The organism is Pseudomonas sp. LBUM1662 (assembly GCF_059695915.1).
This window is the reverse complement of the sequence record NZ_CP166793.1, coordinates 5064633-5087490: the sequence shown is the minus strand read 5'-3', so window position 1 is coordinate 5087490 and position 22858 is coordinate 5064633. Positions and strand designations below refer to the sequence as shown.

Genomic DNA, 22858 nt, shown 5'->3' with positions numbered 1-22858 from the left:
AAGAAGCCCCTAGTGAGAGGGGCTTTTTTTGCCTTGTGGAATCAGGATCAAAAGATCGCAGCCTCGTTTCACTCGACAGCTCCTACAGGGGGGGCGTGTACACCGGGGCATTCCGTGTTTGCCCGATCCATGTAGGAGCTGTCGAGTGAAACGAGGCTGCGATCTCTTGATCTTGAAAGGCAGGCAAAAGAAAACCCCCGACAATCCAGAGGACTGATCGGGGGTTATCCAGGTCAGCGCCTTTCAGCGCTCACCGGCTCAGCTTATTGGCAAGCTTCGCAATCCGGCTCGTCGATGGCGCAAGCCTTCGGCACTGGGGCAGGGCCGGCAGGCGCTGCCAGGACCGAATCTTCACCGTGGTTGCCGCCGCTGGAAACAGCGTTCAGCTTGCCGGTGTTGATGGTCGACTTCTCAGTGCTGGTCGCGGCCAGGGCACGGAGGTAGTAAGTGGTTTTCAGACCACGGTACCAGGCCATGCGGTAGGTCACGTCCAGCTTCTTGCCCGATGCGCCAGCGATGTACAGGTTCAGCGACTGAGCCTGGTCGATCCACTTCTGGCGACGGCTTGCCGCGTCAACAATCCACTTGGTGTCCACTTCGAAGGCAGTCGCGTAGAGCTCTTTGAGTTCTTGCGGGATGCGCTCGATCTGTTGCACCGAACCGTCGTAGTACTTCAGGTCGTTGATCATGACCGAGTCCCACAGACCGCGAGCCTTCAGGTCGCGAACCAGGTACGGGTTGATCACGGTGAATTCGCCCGACAGGTTCGATTTCACGTAGAGGTTCTGGTAGGTCGGTTCGATCGACTGCGAGACGCCAGTGATGTTGGCGATGGTTGCGGTCGGTGCGATGGCCATGATGTTGGAGTTACGAATGCCTTTCTGAACGCGGGCACGAACCGGTGCCCAGTCCAGGGATTCGTTCAGGTCAACGTCGATGTACTTCTGGCCACGTTGCTCGATCAGGATCTGTTGCGAATCCAGCGGCAGGATGCCTTTGGACCACAGCGAACCCTGGAACGTCTCGTAGGCGCCGCGCTCGTCGGCCAGGTCACAGGAAGCCTGGATCGCGTAGTAGCTGACCGCTTCCATCGACTTGTCGGCGAACTCGACGGCTGCGTCGGAACCGTAAGGAATGTGCTGCAGGTACAACGCGTCCTGGAAGCCCATGATGCCCAGACCCACCGGACGGTGCTTGAAGTTGGAGTTCTTCGCTTGTGGCACCGAGTAGTAGTTGATGTCGATCACGTTATCGAGCATGCGAACGGCGGTGTTCACGGTGCGTTCCAGCTTGGCGGTGTCCAGCTTGCCGTTGACGATGTGGTTCGGCAGGTTGATCGAGCCCAGGTTGCAAACGGCGATCTCGTCCTTGTTGGTGTTCAAGGTGATCTCGGTGCACAGGTTCGAGCTGTGGACCACGCCGACGTGCTGCTGCGGGCTGCGCAGGTTGCACGGGTCTTTGAAGGTCAGCCATGGGTGGCCGGTTTCAAACAGCATGGACAGCATTTTGCGCCATAGGTCTTTGGCCTGGATGGTCTTGAACAGCTTGACCTTGCCCGGGTACTCGGTCAGGGCTTCGTAGTACTCGTAACGCTCTTCGAAGGCCTTGCCGGTCAGGTCGTGCAGGTCTGGCACTTCGGACGGCGAGAACAGGGTCCACTTGCCGTCATCGAAGACGCGCTTCATGAACAGGTCAGGGATCCAGTTGGCGGTGTTCATGTCGTGGGTACGACGACGATCATCACCGGTGTTCTTACGGAGTTCGATGAACTCTTCGATGTCCATGTGCCAGGTTTCCAGGTAGGCACAGACAGCGCCTTTGCGCTTGCCACCCTGGTTAACGGCAACGGCGGTGTCGTTCACCACTTTCAGGAACGGAACAACGCCCTGGGATTTGCCGTTGGTGCCCTTGATGTACGAACCCAATGCACGAACCGGGGTCCAGTCGTTGCCCAGGCCGCCGGCGAATTTCGACAACATGGCGTTGTCGTGGATCGCGTGGTAGATGCCCGACAGGTCATCCGGCACGGTGGTCAGGTAGCAGCTGGACAGCTGTGGACGCAGGGTACCGGCGTTGAACAGGGTCGGGGTCGACGACATGTAGTCGAAGGACGACAGCAGGTTGTAGAACTCGATCGCACGGTCTTCTTTCTGCTTCTCTTCGATTGCCAGGCCCATGGCCACGCGCATGAAGAAGATCTGCGGCAGTTCGAAGCGGATACCGTCCTTGTGGATGAAGTAACGGTCGTACAGGGTTTGCAGGCCCAGGTAGGTGAACTGCTGATCGCGCTCGTGGTTGATTGCCTTGCCGAGTTTTTCCAGGTCGAAGGTGGCCAGGACCGGGTTCAGCAATTCGAATTCGATACCCTTGGCGATGTACGCAGGCAGCGCCTTGGCGTACAGGTCGACCATCTCGTGGTGGGTCGCGCTTTCGGCTACGTTCAGGAAGCTCAGGCCTTCGGCACGCAGGGTGTCCATCAGCAGGCGGGCGGTGACGAACGAGTAGTTCGGCTCACGCTCGACCAGGGTACGCGCGGTCATCACCAGAGCGGTGTTGACGTCGGTCAGGGCCACGCCGTCGTACAGGTTTTTCAGGGTTTCGCGCTGGATCAGGTCGCCGTCGACTTCTTCCAGGCCTTCGCACGCTTCGGTGACGATGGTGTTCAGGCGGCCCATGTCCAGTGGAGCAAAGGTGCCATCGGCGCGGGTGATGCGGATCGACGGGTGAGCGTTGACGGCTTCTTCGGCCGGGGCGTGGGCAGCGCGTTCTTTCGAACGACCGTCACGGTAGATCACGTAGTCGCGGGCTACTTTCTGCTCGCCGGCACGCATCAGAGCCAGTTCGACCTGGTCCTGGATTTCTTCGATGTGGATGGTGCCGCCCGACGGCATGCGACGCTTGAAGGTCGCGGTGACTTGTTCGGTCAGGCGGGCCACGGTGTCATGGATTCGCGACGAGGCGGCAGCGGTGCCGCCCTCAACTGCGAGAAACGCTTTGGTGATCGCGACGGTGATCTTGTCATCGGTATAAGGAACGACAGTGCCGTTACGCTTGATCACGCGCAGTTGGCCAGGCGCGGTGGCGGACAGATCCGAAGTCGAATCAGCGGCCTGCGGCAAGGTGCCCTGCGGGTTCTCGCGAGTTGTGTCGGTTTGCATGGGGGAGTGTCTCCACATTCTCTATGTTTGTTTGAGCACCTTCATGGTGCCCACCGTTCTGTCCTGAAGCACTACAACCGACGGGCGTCGGGCATAACAACTTCGGGACAGTAGGAAAAGGCTAATGATGCCGCTTCCTTGCCGAAGTCTTTGGTCTCGAGCCAGGCCCGAAACCGGATTCCATTCCGGGTGACAGTAATGACTGCAACACCCGTACCGTTCCGGCTGTTCTGGCCTAAAAAAACGGTGCCATCCGCAGGTGCGGTTTGGGCTTTCAAAATCACGCTTGGTTCAACCGGAAACAGCAATAAAGCGCTTGAGTTTCTGGTCTGAAATGTGGTTGGGCTTTTTCAGTCAAAACCCTACATGTAGGGTTTTTTTGGCGCCGTGCTACAAGATAATGCGTTTTGGAGGGTGTTGCAACGTACTACCTGTGGATAAACCTGTGCGTAAATTGTGTGTGAAAGAGGGAACAGGCGTGTAGGCCGCGACCTAGCTGGAGCGAACCGTTTTTCACTGATTTCCAGCGATTGAAAACAGTCATTCGGATTTTTAAGGGCGCGAACCCTATCACAAAAAACCGGGTTGTCCGAACGCATTTGCCGGCTTGTGTTCTCGGCGTTCGGCGTTTATACAATCGGCCAGTGTGTATGCATTCTTATCCTCCCCAATCATTACAAAAAGACGGGTGGATCCTTCCTTATAAGTGTTGTTGGCAAGCAGAGGTCACCGTGGAGCAAGAAGCCTGGCAGATATTGATTGTGGAGGACGACCAGCGTCTGGCCGAACTGACCCGCGATTACCTGGAAGCCAATGGCCTGCGCGTATCGATCGAGGGCAACGGCGCCCTGGCCGCAGCTCGCATCATTAATGAAAAGCCGGACCTGGTGATCCTCGACCTGATGCTGCCGGGCGAAGACGGCCTGAGCATCTGCCGCAAGGTCCGCGACAAATATGACGGCCCGATCCTGATGCTCACCGCCCGCACCGACGACACGGATCAGATCCTCGGCCTCGACCTGGGCGCCGACGATTACGTGTGCAAACCCGTGCGCCCACGCCTGCTGCTGGCACGCATCCAGGCCCTGTTGCGCCGTAGCGAAGCCCCCGAAGTGGCCCCGGAAAAACAACGCCGCCTGCAGTTCGGCCCGCTGGTGGTGGACAACGCCTTGCGCGAGGCCTGGCTGAATGACAACGGCATCGAACTGACCAGCGCCGAATTTGATCTGCTGTGGCTGCTGGTGGCCAATGCCGGGCGAATCCTCTCCAGGGAAGAGATTTTTACTGCACTGCGCGGCATCGGCTATGACGGCCAGGACCGTTCCATCGACGTGCGCATCTCGCGCATCCGCCCGAAAATCGGCGACGACCCGGAGCATCCGCGACTGATCAAAACCATCCGCAGCAAAGGTTATCTGTTCGTTCCGGAAGCCTGCACCCTGTGAACTCGATCTTCCTGCGCATCTACGGCGGCATGTGCGCGGCGCTGATTCTGGTCGCGGTGCTTGGTGTGCTGGCGTTGCACCTGCTCAATCAGGTGCGCAGCGAGCAATACCGCGAACGCCTGGCCCACGGCACCTTCTCGCTGATGGCCGACAACCTTAATCCGATGAACGAAACCGAGCGCCACCGGGCCTTGCTGGTGTGGGAGCGTTTGCTCGGAATTCCGTTGGCGCTGAAAACCTTTGCCCAGACCGACCTCGACCTCACTCAGCGCACCCGCGTGCTGCGTGGCCAGGCGCTGGTGGAGCAGACCGGCCCGCATGCGGCGAAGGTGTATCGACTGGTCAGCGACAAGGAACAGTTGGTCCTGACCGGTGAAGTCCAGCAGATCAGCGAGCAACTGGCACGAGCAACTATTTATCTGCTGGCCGACGAACTGGTGCGGGTGCCGGTGGCCGAGCAGCCCAAGCGCCTGGCGCAGTTGAAACATGACAAGGGTTTCGGTTTCGACTTGCGGCTGGTCACCGTCGACCAGGCAGACATGGACGAAGACCAGAGTCGCCGGATCTCCGAAGGCGACACGGTGATGGCGCTGGGCAAGGGCGGCGACTCGATCCGCGTGTTTGCCGGCATGGTGGGCACGCCGTGGGTCCTGGAAATCGGCCCGCTGTATCAGATGAATCCTTATCCGCCCGAGTGGCTGGTGCTGATCGCGGCCCTCGGTTTGAGCCTGATCGGTTTGATCGTCTATTTATTGGTGCGACAACTTGAGCGCCGCTTGCGTGGCCTCGAAGCCGCCGCCACGCGCATCGCCAAGGGCAGCCTGGAAACCCGCGTGCCGGCCCGCGGCGCGGACTCGGTGGGGCGACTGGCCTCGGCGTTCAACGGCATGGCCGAGCACTTGCAGCAGTTGCTGGCCATCCAGCGTGAGCTGGTGCGCGCGGTGTCCCACGAATTGCGCACCCCGGTGGCGCGCCTGCGTTTTGGCCTGGAGATGATCGGCTCGGCCACCACGCCACAGGCCCTGGAGAAATACCGCGAAGGCATGGACCACGACATCGAGGACCTCGACAAACTGGTCGATGAGATGCTGACTTATGCACGGCTGGAGCAGGGCTCGCCGGCGCTGAATTTCCAGCGGATCGACCTGGATGCGCTGGTCAATCAGGTGATCGAGGAATTGGCGCCGTTGCGTGCCGATGTCACCGTGCAGCGCGGTTTGTGTTTGTCCGCCGCCGATTGCGACGACGCCTGGGTCGAGGCCGAGCCGCGCTATTTACACCGGGCGATCCAGAACCTGGTGAGCAACGCCATGCGCCATGCCTCATCGCGAGTGACCGTCAGTTACCAGGTCGGACAGCAGCGTTGCCGGGTGGACATCGAAGATGACGGACCGGGCGTGCCGGAGTCGGCGTGGGAGAAAATTTTTACGCCGTTCCTGCGCCTTGACGACAGCCGGACCCGGGCGTCGGGTGGGCATGGGCTGGGGTTGTCGATCGTGCGGCGAATTATTCACTGGCATGACGGGCGGGCGTTGATCAGCAAGAGCAAGAGTCTGGGCGGGGCGTGTTTCAGCCTGAGTTGGCCGAGGAATCAGGAGAAGCGGTGAGATTGCGGGTGTCGGTGCTGGCCCCTTCGCGAGCAAGCCCGCTCCCACAGGGATCTTCGGTGTGGCATAGGTCCCTGTAGGAGCGAGGCTTGCCCGCGAAGAGGCCCGAACCGACACTAAAGATCTCAGGCCTTGATACTGACCAGACTCAACAACTGCCCATCCACCACCCCGAACTGCGCATCCAGCTCAGTGCCATTGCGCCATTCACTGGACAGGTCCGTCAGCAATCGCAGCCGCACTTCACCCGCCTCGGTCCATTCCAACACCTCGGCATGTTCAAAATAAAACCGCTGTTGAACAATCGGGTACAGCGCCTTGAACAGACTTTCCTTCACCGAGAACGTCAGCGTCACCAGCATCGCCAGCTGATCGCGAGGGCCCGCTGCCATGCGCTGCAACTCCGGCGGGGTGAGGATTTCCCCGGCCAGGCGCTCGGCCCGTTCAGGGTTGAGCAGGTTTTCCAGGTCCATACCCAGCCCGCGCCAGTGGGTTTTATTGGCCACAATCGCCGCCGCCCGGCCGGTGCTGTGGGTGATTGAGCCGCTGATGTGCGCGGGCCACACCGGCGCCCGGTCTTCACCGATGGCCGGGCTGAAATTCAGCCCTTCCAGTTGCTGCAACGCTGCCCGGGCGCAAACCCGGCCAGACAGAAACTCGGCCTGACGCTTGGCCACCGAACGCTGGATGCTCGCCGGCGGCTCGATGGCGCTGCGCTGGAAGTCATCGCTGGCCAGTTGCGAGGTATCGAAGTGCGTGCTCAACAGCACCGTATCGGGCAGCACAAACGGCAGCGGCCAATGGGCATCGAGCGGGGTGCAGCAGACGGGCAGGGCGGGGACGGGATTCATGGCGGGCATTTTGCCGGGTTGCCTTCGGGCTGGGTAGTCCTGACGTTGGACCGCGTTACCGTTCTTCGCGGGCAAGCCTCGCTCCTATAGGTTTTGAGCCGATCACGAAATGGCGGAACAACACAAACCTGTAGGAGCGAGGCTTGCCCGCGAAGGCCGCGCCTCGGTCTTTCTGCTTAACCAAAAATCTTCTTGAAGAACGCCTGCATATCCGCCCAGGACTTTTCATCCGCCGCCTTGCTGTAGCCGATATCCGGCCCGCCATGATCGCCGTGACCCAAGCGATCCGCGTCTGGATTGCTAAACCCGTGCTTGGCGCCCTCAAGGCTGACGAACTGATAGTCAGCCCCGGCCTTGTCCATTTCAGCCTTGAAGGCCGCGACGTTATCCGCCGTCACCATGCTGTCCAGAGCGCCATGCTCCACCAGTATCTTCGCCTTCACGCTGCCCGGCGTTGCGGGCGTTTGGGTCGCCAGCGCCCCGTGGAAACTCACCACGCCCGCCAGCGGCACACCCTGACGTGCCGCATTCAACACCACGCCACCGCCAAAGCAGTAACCGATGGCGGCGATTTTTTCCGGATTGGTCTGTGGCTGTTTCTTCAGCAAATCGAGCCCGGCCAGGAAGCGAGCGCTGGACGCAGCACTGTCTTTCGACGCCGCTTGCATGAACGCCATGGCGTCCTTCGGATGTTCGGTGTTCTTGCCGTCGCCATACATGTCGATAGCCAGCGCGCTGTAACCCAGTCCGGCCAGATCGCGGGCGCGGCGCTTGGTGTAGTCGTTGAGGCCCCACCATTCGTGCACCACGACCACGCCCGGACGTTGACCTTTAATAGCGTCGTCGTAAGCGTAATAGCCGATCAGCTTAGTGCCGTCAGGGCTCTGATAAGGGATTTCCTGAGTCTTGATCGCGGCGTGGCCGAGCCCGCTCAAGGCCAGTAAGACGAAGGCGAGGAAAACGCGCATGGTCGGATCTCCTGCATAAAAGTCATCAAAACAGCTGGGGGGCGTTGGTTCAGCTCAGGTTCAGAGTGCGTTCAGGGGGAGTTCAGGGGTGGGTGAGTAACCTTGCCCCGTACCCAAAAAGCACATAGCGCATGAGGAAATTCCCCAATGACTAACTTCAAAAAACTGCTTCTGGCTTTCACCGTCCTGGGCGCGAGCACTGCGGCATTCGCCTCCGACGACAATTTCGCCAGCCTTACTCTTGGACAGACCAGCGACAAGGTCAAAAAGTCCCACGCCCTGAACGACAACCTCAACAGCCCGAACGCCGACGGTGTGATCGGCAAGGACACCACCTGGGGTGTGCGTCTGGGCCAGCAAAACAGCCAGGGCCGCTACTACGCCACTTACGACAACGTGTCGGGCTCGCACAATGGCATTAAACTGCGTCAGGAAAACCTGTTGGGCAGCTACGATCTGTTCTACCCGGTGGGCGGCAGCACCAAATTGTTCGGCGGTGCCACGGCCGGTCTGACCAAAATGACTCAGGAGTCCCCAGGTTTCAGCCGCGACAGCAACATCGGTTACGCCATTGGCGGCCAGGTTGGCGTGTTGCAGCAAGTGTCGCAAAACACCTCGGTGGAGCTGGGTTACCGTTACTTGCGCAGCAACGCCAGCACCGAGATGAGCGAGCGCGGCGGTAACAAACAGGGTTCGCTGGACCTGACCAGCAGCGCCCAGACCTACCTGTCGGCGAACTACGCTTTCTGATAGGCGCAATCCTTATGGGAGCGGGCTTGCTCGCGAAGACGGCGGCACAGTCGACATTGATGTTGCCTGACACACCGCTTTCGCGAGCAAGCCCGCTCCCACAGGTTTCGCGGTGTAACTGAGAGCTGTGCTGCTGGAGATAACGATTTGCCTAGGAGAGCGTTATGAAACTGCTGGTCGTCGAAGATGAAGCGCTGTTGCGCCATCACCTGCAAACCCGCCTGACGGACAGCGGCCACGTGGTCGAGTCCGTGGCCAACGCCGAAGAGGCGCTGTACCAGACCGAGCAGTTCAACCACGACCTGGCGGTGATCGACCTCGGCCTGCCGGGCATGAGCGGGCTCGACTTGATCCGCCATCTGCGCTCGCGCGGCAAGACCTTCCCGATCCTGATCCTCACCGCGCGCGGCAACTGGCAGGATAAGGTCGAAGGCCTCGCCGCCGGTGCCGACGATTACGTGGTCAAGCCGTTCCAGTTCGAAGAACTCGACGCGCGCCTGAATGCCTTGCTGCGCCGCTCCAGCGGATTTACCCAGTCGACCATCGTCGCCGGACCGCTGCTGCTGGACCTCAATCGCAAACAGGCGTCCCTCGATGAGCAACCGCTGGCGCTGACCGCCTACGAGTACCGAATCCTCGAGTACCTGATGCGGCATCACCAGCAAGTGGTGGCCAAGGACCGCTTGATGGAGCAGCTCTACCCGGACGACGACGAGCGCGATCCGAACGTCATCGAAGTGCTGGTCGGCCGTCTGCGCCGCAAACTCGAAGGTCCGGCCGGTTTCAAACCGATCGATACCGTGCGTGGCCTCGGCTACCTGTTCAATGAGCGCTGCACTTGATTCGATCCCTTCGTGTCCGGTTGATGCTCGCCGCCGCCACCCTGGCGGTGTTGTTCATGCTGGCGTTGCTGCCAGCGATGCAGGGCGCGTTCAGCCTGGCGTTGCAGGATTCCATCGAGCAGCGCCTGGCGTCGGACGTAAACACGTTGATTTCCGCCGCGCGGATCGAAAACAACGCCCTGCAGATGCCGGCGCAGTTGCCCGATGAGCGCTTCAACCTGACTGACAGCCGCTTGCTCGGCTACATCTATGACCGCGAAGGTCACTTGGTGTGGCGCTCGAAGGCCACCGGCGAAGAGAAGATCAACTACAAACCGCGTTACGACGGACGCGGCAATGAGTTCGCGCGCATTAGCGAGGCCGACGGTCAGGAATTCTTCGTCTACGACGTCGAAGTCAAACTGCTCGGCGGCAAGAGCGCGGCGTTCAGCATCGTCGCCCTGCAACCGGTGCACGAATACGAAGTCACCCTCGAAGGCCTGCGCGAAAACCTCTACCTCGGTTTCGGCGCCGCGTTGCTGGTGCTGCTGGCGCTGCTGTGGATCGGCCTGACTTGGGGCCTTCAAGCCTTGCGCCGGCTCAGTCAGGAACTCGATGAAATCGAAAGCGGCGCCCGCGAAAGCCTCAGCGAACAACACCCGCGCGAGCTGCTGCGCCTGACCGGCTCCCTCAACCGTTTGCTGCACAGCGAACGCGAACAGCGCAGCCGCTACCGCGATTCCCTCGACGACCTGGCCCACAGCCTGAAAACCCCGTTGACCGTGCTGCAAGGCGTCAGCGAAGACATGGCCCAACGCCCGGAAGACCGCGATCAGGCCTGGGTCCTGCAAACCCAGATCGAACGCATGAGCCAGCAGATCGGCTATCAACTGCAACGCGCCAGCCTGCGCAAAAGCGGCCTGGTGCGCCACCAGGTGCGCCTGCAACCGGTGCTGCAAAGCCTGTGCGACACGCTGGACAAGGTCTACCGCGACAAACGCGTGCGCGTCGCTTTCGACCTTCCGGACCCGTGTTACGTGCCGATCGAGCAAGGCGCGCTGCTGGAAATGATGGGCAACCTGCTGGAAAACGCCTATCGCCTGTGCCTGAGCGAAGTGCGCATCAGCGTGCGCGAAACCCTGAGCGGCGTTGAGTTGTGCGTGGAAGACGACGGGCCGGGCGTGCCGCCGGATCAGCGCGCGCGGATTCTGCAAAGGGGCGAACGGCTGGATCGCCAGCATCCGGGGCAGGGGATCGGGTTGGCAGTGGTGAAGGACATTATCGAGAGCTACAGCGCGAAGCTGACGCTCGGGGATTCACCCATGGGCGGTGCGGCGTTCCGGATTCATTTTCCGGTGGTTTGAAATCGGTGCCTGGCCAAAAAGATCGCAGCCTCGTTGCACTCGACAGCTCCTACAGGGATTTACGTACGCCTGTAGGAGCTGTCGAGTGCAACGAGGCTGCGATCTTTTGATCTTAAACGTGAATGTTTAAATGACATCTCCAGACACTCACCCAGGCTACACATCCTTGCGCCGCTGCCTACGACTACGCCAGAATCCGCCGGCTTGTGCGCCTGGGGCGTGGGCTCTAATGTTTGCGGGTCGCTGACGAATCAGCGATCGGGTTTAGCGATCCGATCCCATCACAGACGCAAAAGCGCCGAAGTTTGATTGCAGTTTTCAGTGCCTGCAATTCGCGTAATGGTGGCTGTGCGTGGGAGACCTTCGAGTCTACCCGGGGTTTCTGTGACCCGGATCGCTAACCTGCGTACAGCCGCCACCTTTACTTGTTTAGCGATAGGTCGTGGCGGCTCAACCAACCACGGAGCTTCACATGTTCAAAATTACGCCCAACCCACCCGAAACCGACGACGTTTCACCCTACGATTCCACCGACTCAAAAAAGCTCAACGAAGCCGCCGACCGCGCCCTCGATTACTACCTCAAACCGGTCATTCCCAAAGACACCCCGCGCAAACCCAGCACCATTTATCTCGTGGATCCTGATGCAAATGACGAAACGCTGCTGGTCAACGCCTGTGAGTCCATGGCGTCGGCGAGCGTGATGTTGAGTAATTTCGCGGGGTTGATGGAGGGGCCGCATCGCAACACCGTGCTGGGGATTCAGCAGGTGGTGATGCTCGGGGAGCTGGCGGTGAACCGGATGCTGGACAGGGTTGATCCGCAGCAGTAACGGTAGATCAAAAGATCGCAGCCTCGTTGCACTCGACAGCTCCTACAAGGGTACGCAAATCGCCCTGTAGGAGCTGTCGAGTGCAACGAGGCTGCGATCTTTTGATCTTAATGCTCTTGCGCGCGATAGGCCCCAGGCGTCAACCCGGTCCACTTCTTGAACGCCCGGTGAAACGCCGAAGGCTCGGAAAACCCAAGCTGCTCGGCAATCTGCTGCAACGACAGATCCGCACGGCCCAAATGATAAATCGCAATGTCCCGCCGCAACTGATCTTTCAATTCCTGAAAACTCGACCCTTCTTCCCGCAAGTGCCGGCGCAAGGTCTGCGGGCTGATGTGCAGGTGCGCGGCCACGGCTTCCAGATCCGGCCAGCGTGAACTGTCGCGGCTGAGCAAACGGCGTAACTGGCTGCTCAAACTGTCGCCATCATCCGGACGTGACAGCAGGTCGGCGGGGGAGTGTTGGAGGAAATGCTTGAGGGTGCGTTCGTCCTGCAACAGCGGCATGTTCAGGTAGCGGCTGTGAAACAGCAGACTGCTCTGCGCCGAGGAAAACTCCATGGGGCAGGGAAACAGCAAGTCGTATTCAGCCCCATGCTCGGGCCTCGGATAACTGAACGTCGCCTGCTCCAGCCGAATGCGCTGGCCGATCAGCCAGCTGCCGAGGCGATGCCACACCATCAGTTGGCTTTCGGTGAGGAAATGATCCGGGTCCTGAAATTTCGAGTCATCGAGGCTCAGGCGGATCATTTCGTCTTCGCGGGTCAAGGTCAGACACGGGCCGTCGGGGAATAGGCTATAAAACAATAAGCCGCGTTGCAGCGCCTTATCGAGGTTGCGGCAGTGGATCACGGCATGGCACATCATCGCGAAGGTGCCGGTTTTACTGGGTGTCGGCCCGAAACCGAGGTACTCGTCGTCGAGGGCCAGCCACAACCCCTGGATCAATCGCGTGAACTGCTCCGGCGCAATCCGCGCACGCGGCTCTTCAAGCAACTCGGGACTGATGCCCAGTTGTTGCAGCAGATTTGAATAGTCATAACCCAACCGGCGCGCGCCACCGAGGACGGCACGGGCGAAATGACTGGCGATGGTGCGTTCACGCATAGAGGCAGGTCCGACCCATTGAACGACGGATGGTAGCGGTCGCTCCTGACGATGAACAGGCGGATATCCGCCAAATTGTAGGACGAGGTCTGGAGGTTGGGCGGAAATCCGCCACATTGTTGTAACCGGCCGGTGACAAGCTTGAACCTGTAACCCTTGATGTCAAAAGGCTTGCAGGCATTTTTCCAAAGGTGGCACGGGCCTTGCGATACAACGAGCAGATGCCTGCCGTCGCGCAGCTCGACAAAACAAATCCCTCCAGTGCAGGAGGGTTCGCAATTGAAGTGTCCTGGGCAACAGATGGATGTTGTCACCGGGCACTCTTGAGGAACTTTGCAATGACGACTCGTCAGCCACTGTACAAATCCCTGTATTTCCAGGTGATCGTTGCAATTGCCATCGGCATCCTGCTCGGTCACTTCTACCCGCAGACCGGTGTGGCCCTCAAGCCGCTGGGTGACGGGTTCATCAAACTGATCAAAATGATCATCGCCCCCATCATCTTCTGCACCGTTGTCAGCGGTATCGCCGGCATGCAGAACATGAAGTCGGTCGGCAAGACCGGCGGCTACGCGCTGCTCTACTTCGAAATCGTTTCGACTATCGCGTTGCTGGTTGGTCTGCTGGTGGTCAACATTGTCCAGCCGGGCAACGGCATGCACATCGACGTGACCACGCTGGATGCCTCCAAAGTCGCTCAATACGTCGCGGCCGGTGCTGATCAAAGCGTCGTCGGCTTCCTGCTGAACGTGATCCCGTCCACCATCGTCGGCGCGTTCGCCACGGGCGACATCCTGCAAGTGCTGATGTTCTCGGTGATCTTCGGTTTCGCCCTGCATCGCCTGGGTGCCTACGGCAAGCCGATCCTGGACTTCATCGATCGCTTCGCCCACGTGATGTTCAACATCATCAACATGATCATGAAGCTCGCGCCAATCGGTGCCTTCGGTGCCATGGCGTTCACCATCGGTGCCTACGGTGTCGGCTCGCTGGTGCAACTGGGTCAGCTGATGGCCTGCTTCTACATCACTTGCCTGCTGTTCATCCTGATCGTGCTGGGCGGTATCGCTCGCGCTCACGGTTTCAGCGTGCTGAAAGTAATTCGCTACATCCGTGAAGAACTGCTGATCGTGCTGGGTACCTCCTCTTCGGAATCGGTACTGCCGCGCATGCTGATCAAGATGGAGCGTCTGGGCGCGAAGAAATCGGTGGTGGGTCTGGTGATCCCGACCGGTTACTCGTTCAACCTCGACGGTACCGCGATCTACCTGACCATGGCGGCCGTGTTCATTGCCCAGGCAACCGACACCCACATGGACATCACGCACCAGATCACCTTGCTGGTGGTGTTGCTGCTGTCCTCCAAAGGCGCTGCGGGCGTGACCGGTTCGGGCTTCATCGTGTTGGCCGCTACCTTGTCCGCCGTTGGCCACCTGCCAGTTGCCGGCCTGGCGCTGATCCTCGGTATCGACCGCTTCATGTCCGAAGCCCGTGCCCTGACCAACCTGGTCGGCAACGCCGTTGCGACCATTGTTGTGGCCAAGTGGGTCAAGGAACTGGACACCGACGTGCTGCAATCCGAGCTGGCTTCTGGCGGTCGCGGCATTGCTGACGAACGTGAAGAAGACGACCTGGGCGTGGCCGAAGGCCCAACCCCTAGCAACGTCAAGTAAGACTGGCTGCACTGAAAAACCCGCTTCGGCGGGTTTTTTCTTGCCCGGGATTTGAGCGTAACGGTCACAGCTGCTGACACTTCAGGTGATTGCTGCAATGCCATTGCCTGCCTAGGCTGGAGGCATCGTTCACGGAGGTCACTCATGCCCGGTCCACTGGCATCACTCAAGGTTCTGGATTTCTCGACACTGCTGCCGGGGCCGTTTGCTTCGTTGCTGCTGGCGGACATGGGCGCAGAAGTATTGCGCATCGAATCGCCGACCCGCATGGACTTGCTGCGGGTGTTGCCGCCGCACGATCACGGGGTGTCGGCCAGCCACGCCTACCTCAATCGCAACAAACGCAGCCTGGCGCTGGACCTCAAGCAGCCCGAGGCGCTGGGGGTCATCAAGCAGTTGCTGGCGGACCACGACATCGTGCTGGAGCAGTTCCGCCCCGGCGTGATGGAGCGCCTGGGCCTGGGTTATGAAGCGTTGAAGGCGATCAATCCGAAGCTGATCTACGTGTCGATTACCGGTTACGGCCAGACCGGCCCCTACAAGGCCCGTGCCGGCCACGACATCAACTACCTGGCGCTGGCGGGGCTGGCCAGCTACACGGGCCGCGCCGAAAGCGGCCCGCTGCCGTTGGGCATGCAAGTGGCGGATATCGCCGGTGGCTCGCTGCACGGCGTGATCGGGTTACTGGCGGCGGTGATCGCGCGGCAGCACAGCGGGGTGGGGCAGCATCTGGATGTGAGCATGACCGACTGCGCCTTCAGCCTCAACGCCATGGCCGGCGCCGGGTATTTGGCCTGTGGCGTCGAGCCGGGCAGGGAGGACCAGATGCTCAATGGCGGCAGCTTCTACGACTATTACCGCTCGCGGGACGGGCGTTGGTTATCGGTGGGCAGTCTGGAGCCGGCCTTCATGCAGCAACTGTGTACGGCGCTGGGGCGGCCGGAGCTGGCGGCCAAAGGGCTGTCGCCCAAACCCGCCGAGCAACAGGCGCTCAAGGATGAGTTGAAAGCCGAATTCGAGAAGCATGATTTTGCGCAGCTGTGCGAGTTGTTTGCCGGGGTTGATGCGTGTGTCGAGCCGGTTTTGAGCCTGAGCGAAGCGGTGCAGCATCCGCAGTTGCAGGCGCGGGAGTTGGTGACGGACGTACCGCGGGGGGATGGTTCGAGTCAGGCGCAGATGGCCTGTCCGTTGAAATTCTCGGATGGGTTGCCGGCGCCACGGCATGTGGGTGCGGTGTTGGGGCAGCATACGGATCAGGTGTTGGGAGAGTTGGGGATGAGTGCTGAGCGGATTGCAGAATTGCGCCGTGCCAAGGTGATTCTCTAGCGACTGTACCGGCCTCTTCGCGGGCAAGCCTCGCTCCCACAGGTATTGAATTGAGCACAAGATTTATGAACGACGCAGATCCTGTGGGAGCGGGGCTTGCCCGCGAAGAGGCCGGCCGAAACAACACAACCTGACTACTCGACCCGCATCTCCCCACTAAACACCAACGTGCTCCGGCACCGTCGGCACAAATACCGCCGCCCCTGTCGCACCAGCCCATGGCGCTGCGCCGAAAACGGGAAATCGCTGTCGACGCACGGGCATTTGTAGATGTAGCGCGTCACGCTGCGGCGTTTGACGTCGTAGGTGTGGCAGCGATTGGGCGGCAGTTCGTACACGCCGCGCATGATCAATTGCCACTCTTCACCGTGCGGCTGAATGCGGTCGCCGAACAGTTGGTGGGCGATCAGGTGCGCCACTTCGTGGGCCACGGTCTGCTTGAGGAAGTCTTCTGTGTTTTCCCGGTACAGCTGCGGATTGAAGCGCAGCAGGTTCTCGTGCAAATGCGCGACACCGGCTTTTTGACCGCGCAGCTTGAGGCTCACCACGGGGCGTTTGAAAGGTCGTTTGAAAAAGGATTCAGCTAGTTGGTAACAGTCTTCGACGCGGGAATTGAGTTGCTCGGGCATGCTTGATGGATCTCCAGAGACGTCGAGTATGCCGCAACGCCGGGGCCTTGCGAATCGCCGAGGCGCCGAATGGTCGTTACTCCTTACATTAGAAGGCCGCCTTGCGGCGGCCTGTGTTGGCAGATCTTGTTTTTGGGTGGTGTGTTGCTAATTGGTATAGACCGGCCCCACGCCGAGTCCCCAGACAATCACTGTAAACGCCATGATGGCGACCAGCACCACCAGGCCTACGGCAAGTACCGAACTTGAAAACAGAAAGCCCTCGTCTGATGGAATGTTCATGAAAGTGGGTAGCCCCACATACAGCAAGTACACCGTGTAGCAGATGGCCGCCGTCCCGACGATCATCCCCAGCCACATGTGTGGGTACAGCGCCGCCAGACCGCCGATGAACAGCGGGGTCGCGGTATAGGTCGCAAATGCAACGCAGCGGGCAAGACTTGGATTGGCGTCATAGGTGCGGGCCATCCAGTGGATGAATGCGCCCATCACCGCGACGCCGCCGAGCATCGCCAGGTACGACATGATCGTCATCCATAGCGCGCTTTCCTGGGTCAGCATGACCGGCGCTCGATTGCCGATCACCCAGCCGACTTGAGTGGTGCCGATAAACGCAGACACAGCGGGAATCGCCGCCAGAATCAGCGTGTGGGTCAGGTACATGTGGCTGATGCTTTCCTCTTGGTCGCCACGGATTTCTTTCCATTCCTGGTCGGGGTGGGTGAAGAGCCCCACTACGTGATGGATCATGCCAGTCACTCCTCTTGTTTTTACCGTCGCCCCCCAGTGGAGCGCCTACAGGCCAAAGTGGCCAAGTAAGTAATAGGTCTGAATATGTATGCGACCTTATGTCGCAGTATAGAAAGGTCTTTACGGCGCAGGTTGCAGGGCTTTAGAGCAAATCGCGCTGTAAACAGTGCTGTTAATCGCCGCAGGGTCTGTCACCACAATCCCTTGTGGGCCTGTAGGAGCTGTCGAGTGAAACGAGGCTGCGATCTTTTGACTTTGTTTTTTTACAGGCAAGATCAAAAGATCGCAGCCTCGTTTCACTCGACAGCTCCTACACAGCTCCTACAGGGATGGTGGGTACTTCGCCGATGACAGGTTTTTGCGTAAAATGCCGGCCTTTCGTCACATCTCACGGATCACGCGTCATGGGCACTCTCACGGTCAACCAGAACAAACTGCAAAAGCGCCTTCGCCGCCAGGCGGGGGAGGCAGTTGCCGATTTCAACATGATTGAAGACGGCGACAAGGTCATGGTCTGCCTGTCCGGTGGCAAGGACAGCTACACCATGCTCGACGTGCTCCTGCACTTGCAGAAGGTCGCTCCGATCAAGTTTGAGATCGTGGCCGTGAACATGGACCAGAAACAGCCAGGCTTCCCTGAACATGTGCTGCCGGCCTATCTGAAAGAGCTGGGCATCGAGTACCACATCGTCGAGAAAGACACTTACTCGGTGGTCAAGGAGCTGATCCCGGAAGGCAAGACCACCTGCTCGCTGTGCTCGCGCCTGCGTCGCGGCACGCTCTACACTTTTGCCGACGAAATCGGCGCGACCAAAATGGCCCTCGGTCACCACCGCGACGACATCGTTGAGACGTTCTTCCTCAACATGTTCTTCAACGGTTCGCTCAAGGCCATGCCGCCCAAGCTGCGCGCCGACGACGGCCGCAACGTGGTGATCCGCCCGCTGGCCTACTGCAACGAAAAAGACATCCAGGCCTACTCGGATTTCAAGCAATTCCCGATCATTCCGTGCAACCTCTGCGGTTCCCAGGAAAACCTGCAGCGTCAGGTGGTCAAGGACATGCTGCAAGAGTGGGAACGCAAGACCCCGGGCCGCACCGAAAGCATTTTCCGTAGCTTGCAGAACGTGCAACCGTCGCAACTGGCGGACCGTAATCTGTTTGATTTCACCAGCCTCAAGATCGACGAGACCGCCATGTCGCGGTTCGTCAACGTAGTCAACCTCTGACACAAATTGTGTGGGAGCGGGCTTGCTCGCGAAAGTGGTGTGTCAGTCGCCAACTATGCCGGCTGACACACCGCTTTCGCGAGCAAGCCCGCTCCCACATTCAGTTCTTCGTTTCAATCCTCAGGAGAGGGCATGCGCGATTACAAGTGGCTGCACGAATACTGTCTGAACCGCTTCGGCTCGGCAGCTGAACTGGAAGCCCATCTGCCCGTCCCCAAGACCCCGGCGCAATTGCGCAAGATCAGCGACGACCGCTACCTATCGACCATGGCGCTGCGCGTGTTTCGCGCCGGCCTCAAGCACAGCCTGGTGGACGCCAAGTGGCCGTCGTTCGAAGAAGTGTTCTTCAAATTCGACCCGGAAAAGGTCGTGCTGATGAGCGCCGAACACCTTGAGCGCCTGATGCAGGACGCGCGGATCATCCGCCACCTCGGCAAGCTCAAGAGCGTGCCGCGCAATGCGCAGTTCGTGCTGGACGTGGCGCATGAGAAGGGCAGCTTTGGCGAACTGATTGCCGATTGGCCGGTAACCGATATCGTCGGTCTGTGGACCTTCCTGAAAAAACGCGGCCATCAATTGGGCGGGTTGTCGGCGCCGCGCTTCCTGCGCATGGTCGGCAAGGACACGTTCGTGCCGAGCTACGACGTGGTGGCGGGGTTGAACGCGCAGAAGATCGTCGACAAGGTGCCGACAAGCCAGCGGGACCTGGCGTTGGTGCAGGATGTGTTCAACCAGTGGCATGAACAGAGTGGCGGGCGGGCGATGAGCCAGATTTCGATGATGCTGGCGTACACCGTCAATCATTAAGACCGGGTCGATCCCTTCGCGGGCAAGCCTCGCTCCTACAGGTACGGTGGTGCCGTTGTAGGAGCGAGGCTTGCCCGCGAAGGCGTCAGATCAGGCGACGGATATCTCACCCTCGCCAGCCAGTTTGCGGTTGAGCTGAAACCGCCACCGCACATACAGCAACGCCGAGCAAAACACCGCCAGGCTCGCGCCCATCTCCAGCAAGCCAAACAGCTGCCGGTTCGGGTCATACGCGGCCAATGCGCCCTTGATGAAATACAGGTTCACCACAAAACACATCCACGAATGCCCGCGCGCGCTGCCGATGATCATCCCCGGCGCCAGCAACAGCAGGGGCACCAGCTCGATCAGCAAAATCACCCACGGCCGGGCGCCATGCAGATCGGCAAACACCAGGTAGTAGGCGCACAGCAACCCCACCAGCCCTAAAAAGCACAGCAGGCTGATCACCCGCATCGCCCGAACCCGCGGTTCGAGCCATTCGATCGAGGGCAGAATCTTCGGCTTTTTCGCCACGTCAGTTCCCCAGCTTCTGCGCAGTCTTCGCCAGGCGCAGGCCCAAGGCCCGGCACAGCGCGACTTCGTGTTCATTCAAACCCTGTTTGCCATCGGCCCCGGCGTGATGGCTGGCGCCATAAGGCGTGCCGCCGCCACGGGTTTCCAGCAGCGCCGATTCGCTGTACGGCAGGCCGGTGATCAGCATGCCGTGGTGCAGCAACGGCAACATCATCGAGAGCAGCGTGGTTTCCTGACCGCCGTGCAGGCTCGCGGTGGAGGTGAACACCCCGGCCGGTTTGCCCACCAGGGCGCCGGTCAGCCAAAGATTGCTGGTGCCGTCGAGGAAGTACTTGAGCGGCGCCGCCATATTGCCGAAGCGGGTCGGGCTGCCCATGGCCAGGCCCGCGCAGTTCTTCAGGTCGTCGAGGCTGGCGTACAGCGCGCCTTCGTCGGGGATGTCCGGCGACACGGCTTCGCATTCGGTAGAGATCGGCGGAACCGTGCGCAGGCATGCTTCCATCCCTGCCTGCTCGACGCCGCGGGCAATTTGCCGGGCCATTTCATTGGTCGAGCCGCTGCGGCTGTAATACAGAACCAGAATGTACGGCGCGCTCACGGCAGCAACTCCAGTACGTTCTCCGGCGGACGGCCGATGATGGCTTTGTCGCCGACTTCGAGAATCGGTCGCTCCATGAGTTTCGGATGGGCGGCGATGGCGGCGATCAATTGCGCCTCGCTCAGGCTGCTGTCGGCCAGGTTGAGGGTTTTGTACTCGTCCTCGCCGGTGCGCAGCAGTTGCCGGGCGCTGATGCCGAGTTTTTTCAGCAGGCTCTGGATTTGCGTGGCGTCCAACGGGGTTTCCAGGTAGCGGACCACGGTCGGCGTCAGGCCACGGGCTTCCAGCAGTTCGAGCGCACCGCGGGATTTCGAGCAGCGCGGATTGTGATAAAGCGTCAGATCGGTCATGTGCGGGTCGCATCTTGCGTAAGGTGGCGGCTATTCTAACTGTGCAGCGCGTAATCCAGAACCTCGGGAGGCGATGGGTCGCAGGCGCATTCAATTTTGAACAAGGATCACGACATGACAAGACGACTGGCAGCAGCATTGGCGATCATCGGGACGTTGATGCTGGGGGGCTGTGGCAACGACTATGGCATCGACCAGAACGGCCAGAAAGTCGCCGCCGAACGTCTGGACAAACAATGGGTGGTGCTCAATTACTGGGCCGAATGGTGTGGCCCGTGCCGTACCGAAATCCCGGAGTTGAATGCGTTGGCCGATCAGCTGAAGGACAAGAAGATTGGTGTGTTCGGGGTCAATTTCGACAATGTGCAGGGGGAAGAGCTGAAAAGCGCCAGCGAGAAACTGGGGATCAAGTTCACCGTGCTGGCGTCGGACCCGGCAGATCTTTTCGAGTTGCCGCGTAGCGAGGCGTTACCGGTGACCTACATCATCGATAACAAAGGCAAGGTGCGCGAGCAGTTGATGGGCGAGCAGACAGCGGCGGGGGTGATGGCCAAGCTAGAGGCGTTGCAGGCGAAGAATTGAGTTGTTGTTGAGAAAAAGATCGCAGCCTCGTTTCACTCGACAGCTCCTACAGGTGAAATGCGAAACCCTTGTAGGAGCTGTCGAGTGCAACGAGGCTGCGATCTTTTCAAGGCTGAACAATCAACCCTCTTCAAGCCACCAGCGCAACGGCTTGCCTTCCGCCGGCCAGAAGCGCATCTGCTCGATCGGCGATACATCCCAGCGCTGCACGTTTTCCAGGGCCTGCATGAAGCGCTTTTCCTGCTCCATCACGGCCGGCGCGCACAGCTTGCGGGTGCTGCCGATCTTGCCGAAGCTCAGCTTGTCGCCTTCCAGCGTGTACGGCGCAAACCAGTGGTTGCAACCGCCATTGCCATAAGCACGACCGTCTTCACCCAGGGTGATGGTCAGGTGGCTGTAATCCATCAACGGACGTTCGCCGATCCATTCCAGAATGTAGCTACGATTTTGCTGCAATTTCACCGGCTCGGCGGCGCAGCCCAGCAGGCTTGCACCGACCAGTGCGGTCAGGGCGAGGCGTTTCATCACGCGGGCTCCTGGCATTTCGGGCACAGGTGCTTCTCACCAACGGTGGACCAGCCCAACTCGGCAATCCGCGCGGTGGCGGCAGGTTTTTCAGCCTTGTTGCCCAGTTTGGCGTCGACCGCAAACTCGAAGCTCAGTTCTTTGGCACAGCTGTCGCAATTGACTTTCCAGGTGTGGATCGCCAATTCGCCGAACACCGGACCACTGGCCACCGCGACCCATTGGCCGGGCGGGTTGATCAAGTGGCGAACCGTTTCCACGGTCAGGCGCATGGACAAGTCCTTGGCACCTTTGAGGGTCACGACCAGCACGTCATTATTACGAATCGAGCCGCCGTTGCCGGTGACTTGATAACGCCCCGGCACAAGGGCGCGGCATTCGGTGAGGGTGTGTTGCGGGTTCATCAGGTTGTAGCGGAAATCGTGTTCGACCATGGGTCCTCCAAATATGCGCGGTATGCTATCACGGGCCTGCACGCAGCATGGCGCGGGCAGATGACCTTCGATCTGGTTCAATTTACCCATCGACTCATGGCAAACTGCCGCTTTTGCATTTCTAAGGAACGGACATGGCGTTAATCGAATGTTATGAGTGCAAGCAAAGCATCAGCTCCACGGCGCCTGCTTGCATTCATTGCGGTGCACCGGCGGGAACGGCGCAAGCGACCACTTCGACGGCAGCGCCTGCACAGGCTCCCCTTTCTTTCGGGCGTTTGCCGGCCGATGAGAAAGTGGCCAGGGTGACCCCGGCCGCGTTCGGACGTAAACGCAAAACCGAAGCCCCGGCCGACATGGCGGCGCCGATACCCGCTGCTAACGGCGTGCGTCCGGTGGAACTGTGGCTGAAACTGATGATTTTCTTTCTGCCGCCGTTTTTTGTCTGGTTCCTGCTGCGTCGCGGGCATTCCGTGGGGCAACGCTTGCTGGGTTTCGGCTGGCTGGGCCTGATGATCCTTTTGTCCAAAGCCTGAT

Annotated in this window: 23 protein-coding genes; 12 read left to right on the top strand and 11 right to left on the bottom strand. The window is 60.0% G+C overall.

The features are described from left to right. Positions 1-263 precede the first annotated feature (263 nt). Positions 264-3158, bottom strand: coding sequence for a ribonucleoside-diphosphate reductase subunit alpha (locus tag ACA049_RS22995; RefSeq protein WP_497330089.1), 2895 nt, complete (start codon positions 3156-3158; stop codon positions 264-266). A gap of 731 nt (positions 3159-3889) precedes the next feature. Here ACA049_RS22995 and ACA049_RS22990 point away from each other — a divergent pair. Both ACA049_RS22990 and ACA049_RS22985 read left to right on the top strand, forming a co-directional pair. Beyond that, positions 3890-4603 (top strand): response regulator, encoded by a 714-nt coding sequence (locus ACA049_RS22990; RefSeq protein ID WP_497330087.1) that lies wholly within the window; start codon positions 3890-3892, stop codon positions 4601-4603. Then, positions 4600-6210 (top strand): ATP-binding protein, encoded by a 1611-nt coding sequence (locus ACA049_RS22985; protein ID WP_497330085.1) that lies wholly within the window; start codon positions 4600-4602, stop codon positions 6208-6210. The genes ACA049_RS22990 and ACA049_RS22985 overlap by 4 nt, the downstream gene beginning before the upstream one ends. 125 nt (positions 6211-6335) lie before the next feature. On the opposite strand, the gene ACA049_RS22980 is transcribed toward ACA049_RS22985, so the two are convergent. Further along, positions 6336-7061: a 4'-phosphopantetheinyl transferase family protein gene (locus ACA049_RS22980; RefSeq protein WP_497330084.1), complete on the bottom strand. Its 726-nt coding sequence runs from the start codon at positions 7059-7061 to the stop codon at positions 6336-6338. Positions 7062-7237: 176 nt separating this feature from the next. Continuing rightward, positions 7238-8029 carry a dienelactone hydrolase family protein gene (locus tag ACA049_RS22975; protein WP_497330083.1) on the bottom strand — a complete coding sequence of 264 codons (792 nt, stop codon included), beginning with the start codon at positions 8027-8029 and terminating at the stop codon, positions 7238-7240. A 147-nt stretch (positions 8030-8176) separates the two neighbouring features. On the opposite strand from ACA049_RS22975, the gene ACA049_RS22970 reads away from it, so the two are divergent. The 4 genes from ACA049_RS22970 to ACA049_RS22955 all read left to right on the top strand — a co-directional run bounded on the left by ACA049_RS22970 (position 8177) and on the right by ACA049_RS22955 (position 11796). Continuing rightward, the gene (locus tag ACA049_RS22970; protein ID WP_497330082.1) at positions 8177-8779 is read left to right on the top strand and encodes a hypothetical protein; all 603 of its coding nucleotides are present in this window, start codon (positions 8177-8179) and stop codon (positions 8777-8779) included. 164 nt (positions 8780-8943) lie between these two features. Beyond that, a complete protein-coding gene (locus ACA049_RS22965) occupies positions 8944-9621 on the top strand; it encodes a response regulator (RefSeq protein ID WP_497330081.1) in 678 nt (225 codons plus the stop codon). Further along, positions 9618-10964, top strand: a complete 1347-nt coding sequence (locus tag ACA049_RS22960; RefSeq protein ID WP_497330080.1) for an ATP-binding protein — start codon at positions 9618-9620, stop codon at positions 10962-10964. The genes ACA049_RS22965 and ACA049_RS22960 overlap by 4 nt, the downstream gene beginning before the upstream one ends. A gap of 472 nt (positions 10965-11436) precedes the next feature. Next, positions 11437-11796 carry a DUF6124 family protein gene (locus ACA049_RS22955; RefSeq protein WP_497330079.1) on the top strand — a complete coding sequence of 120 codons (360 nt, stop codon included), beginning with the start codon at positions 11437-11439 and terminating at the stop codon, positions 11794-11796. Positions 11797-11903: 107 nt separating this feature from the next. On the opposite strand, the gene ACA049_RS22950 is transcribed toward ACA049_RS22955, so the two are convergent. Further along, positions 11904-12902 carry an AraC family transcriptional regulator gene (locus tag ACA049_RS22950; protein ID WP_497330078.1) on the bottom strand — a complete coding sequence of 333 codons (999 nt, stop codon included), beginning with the start codon at positions 12900-12902 and terminating at the stop codon, positions 11904-11906. A 338-nt stretch (positions 12903-13240) separates the two neighbouring features. Here ACA049_RS22950 and ACA049_RS22945 point away from each other — a divergent pair, with 338 nt between their 5' ends. After that, complete coding sequence (locus tag ACA049_RS22945) at positions 13241-14575, top strand: dicarboxylate/amino acid:cation symporter (protein ID WP_497330077.1); 1335 nt, start codon at positions 13241-13243, stop codon at positions 14573-14575. A 144-nt stretch (positions 14576-14719) separates the two neighbouring features. Beyond that, positions 14720-15901, top strand: coding sequence for a CaiB/BaiF CoA transferase family protein (locus tag ACA049_RS22940; protein ID WP_497330075.1), 1182 nt, complete (start codon positions 14720-14722; stop codon positions 15899-15901). Positions 15902-16035: 134 nt separating this feature from the next. Here the strand turns inward: ACA049_RS22940 and ACA049_RS22935 are convergent, their stop codons facing one another. Both ACA049_RS22935 and ACA049_RS22930 read right to left on the bottom strand, forming a co-directional pair. After that, complete coding sequence (locus ACA049_RS22935; protein ID WP_219097167.1) at positions 16036-16530, bottom strand: SprT family zinc-dependent metalloprotease; 495 nt, start codon at positions 16528-16530, stop codon at positions 16036-16038. 147 nt (positions 16531-16677) lie between these two features. Next, positions 16678-17280, bottom strand: coding sequence for a Yip1 family protein (locus tag ACA049_RS22930; protein WP_010457124.1), 603 nt, complete (start codon positions 17278-17280; stop codon positions 16678-16680). A 404-nt stretch (positions 17281-17684) separates the two neighbouring features. On the opposite strand from ACA049_RS22930, the gene ttcA reads away from it, so the two are divergent. Together ttcA and ACA049_RS22920 are read left to right on the top strand one after the other, a co-directional pair. Continuing rightward, positions 17685-18509: a tRNA 2-thiocytidine(32) synthetase TtcA gene (gene ttcA / locus ACA049_RS22925; protein ID WP_497330073.1), complete on the top strand. Its 825-nt coding sequence runs from the start codon at positions 17685-17687 to the stop codon at positions 18507-18509. Positions 18510-18641: 132 nt separating this feature from the next. After that, the gene (locus tag ACA049_RS22920) at positions 18642-19316 is read left to right on the top strand and encodes a DNA-3-methyladenine glycosylase I (protein ID WP_497330071.1); all 675 of its coding nucleotides are present in this window, start codon (positions 18642-18644) and stop codon (positions 19314-19316) included. A 90-nt stretch (positions 19317-19406) separates the two neighbouring features. Here ACA049_RS22920 and ACA049_RS22915 read toward each other — a convergent pair whose 3' ends face one another. The 3 genes from ACA049_RS22915 to arsC are packed head-to-tail and all read right to left on the bottom strand — an operon-like array spanning position 19407 to position 20780. After that, positions 19407-19832 (bottom strand): DUF2069 domain-containing protein, encoded by a 426-nt coding sequence (locus ACA049_RS22915; protein ID WP_497330069.1) that lies wholly within the window; start codon positions 19830-19832, stop codon positions 19407-19409. A 1-nt stretch (position 19833) separates the two neighbouring features. Then, complete coding sequence (wrbA, locus tag ACA049_RS22910; protein ID WP_497330067.1) at positions 19834-20430, bottom strand: NAD(P)H:quinone oxidoreductase; 597 nt, start codon at positions 20428-20430, stop codon at positions 19834-19836. Beyond that, positions 20427-20780: an arsenate reductase (glutaredoxin) gene (arsC, locus tag ACA049_RS22905; RefSeq protein WP_497330065.1), complete on the bottom strand. Its 354-nt coding sequence runs from the start codon at positions 20778-20780 to the stop codon at positions 20427-20429. The genes wrbA and arsC overlap by 4 nt, the downstream gene beginning before the upstream one ends. 114 nt (positions 20781-20894) lie before the next feature. Here arsC and ACA049_RS22900 point away from each other — a divergent pair, with 114 nt between their 5' ends. After that, on the top strand, positions 20895-21362 hold the full coding sequence (locus ACA049_RS22900; RefSeq protein ID WP_497330063.1) for a TlpA disulfide reductase family protein: 468 nt from the start codon (positions 20895-20897) through the stop codon (positions 21360-21362). 120 nt (positions 21363-21482) lie between these two features. Here the strand turns inward: ACA049_RS22900 and ACA049_RS22895 are convergent, their stop codons facing one another. Together ACA049_RS22895 and ACA049_RS22890 are read right to left on the bottom strand one after the other, a co-directional pair. Beyond that, entirely contained in the window at positions 21483-21887 is a 405-nt protein-coding gene (locus tag ACA049_RS22895; RefSeq protein WP_497330061.1) for an META domain-containing protein, read from the bottom strand. Beyond that, complete coding sequence (locus ACA049_RS22890; RefSeq protein ID WP_109633947.1) at positions 21887-22321, bottom strand: hypothetical protein; 435 nt, start codon at positions 22319-22321, stop codon at positions 21887-21889. Before ACA049_RS22890 ends, ACA049_RS22895 begins: the two co-directional genes overlap by 1 nt. A gap of 134 nt (positions 22322-22455) precedes the next feature. Between ACA049_RS22890 and ACA049_RS22885 the strand changes: the two genes are divergently transcribed. Beyond that, complete coding sequence (locus ACA049_RS22885; RefSeq protein ID WP_497330059.1) at positions 22456-22857, top strand: hypothetical protein; 402 nt, start codon at positions 22456-22458, stop codon at positions 22855-22857. The last annotated feature ends 1 nt before the right edge of the window (position 22858 follow it).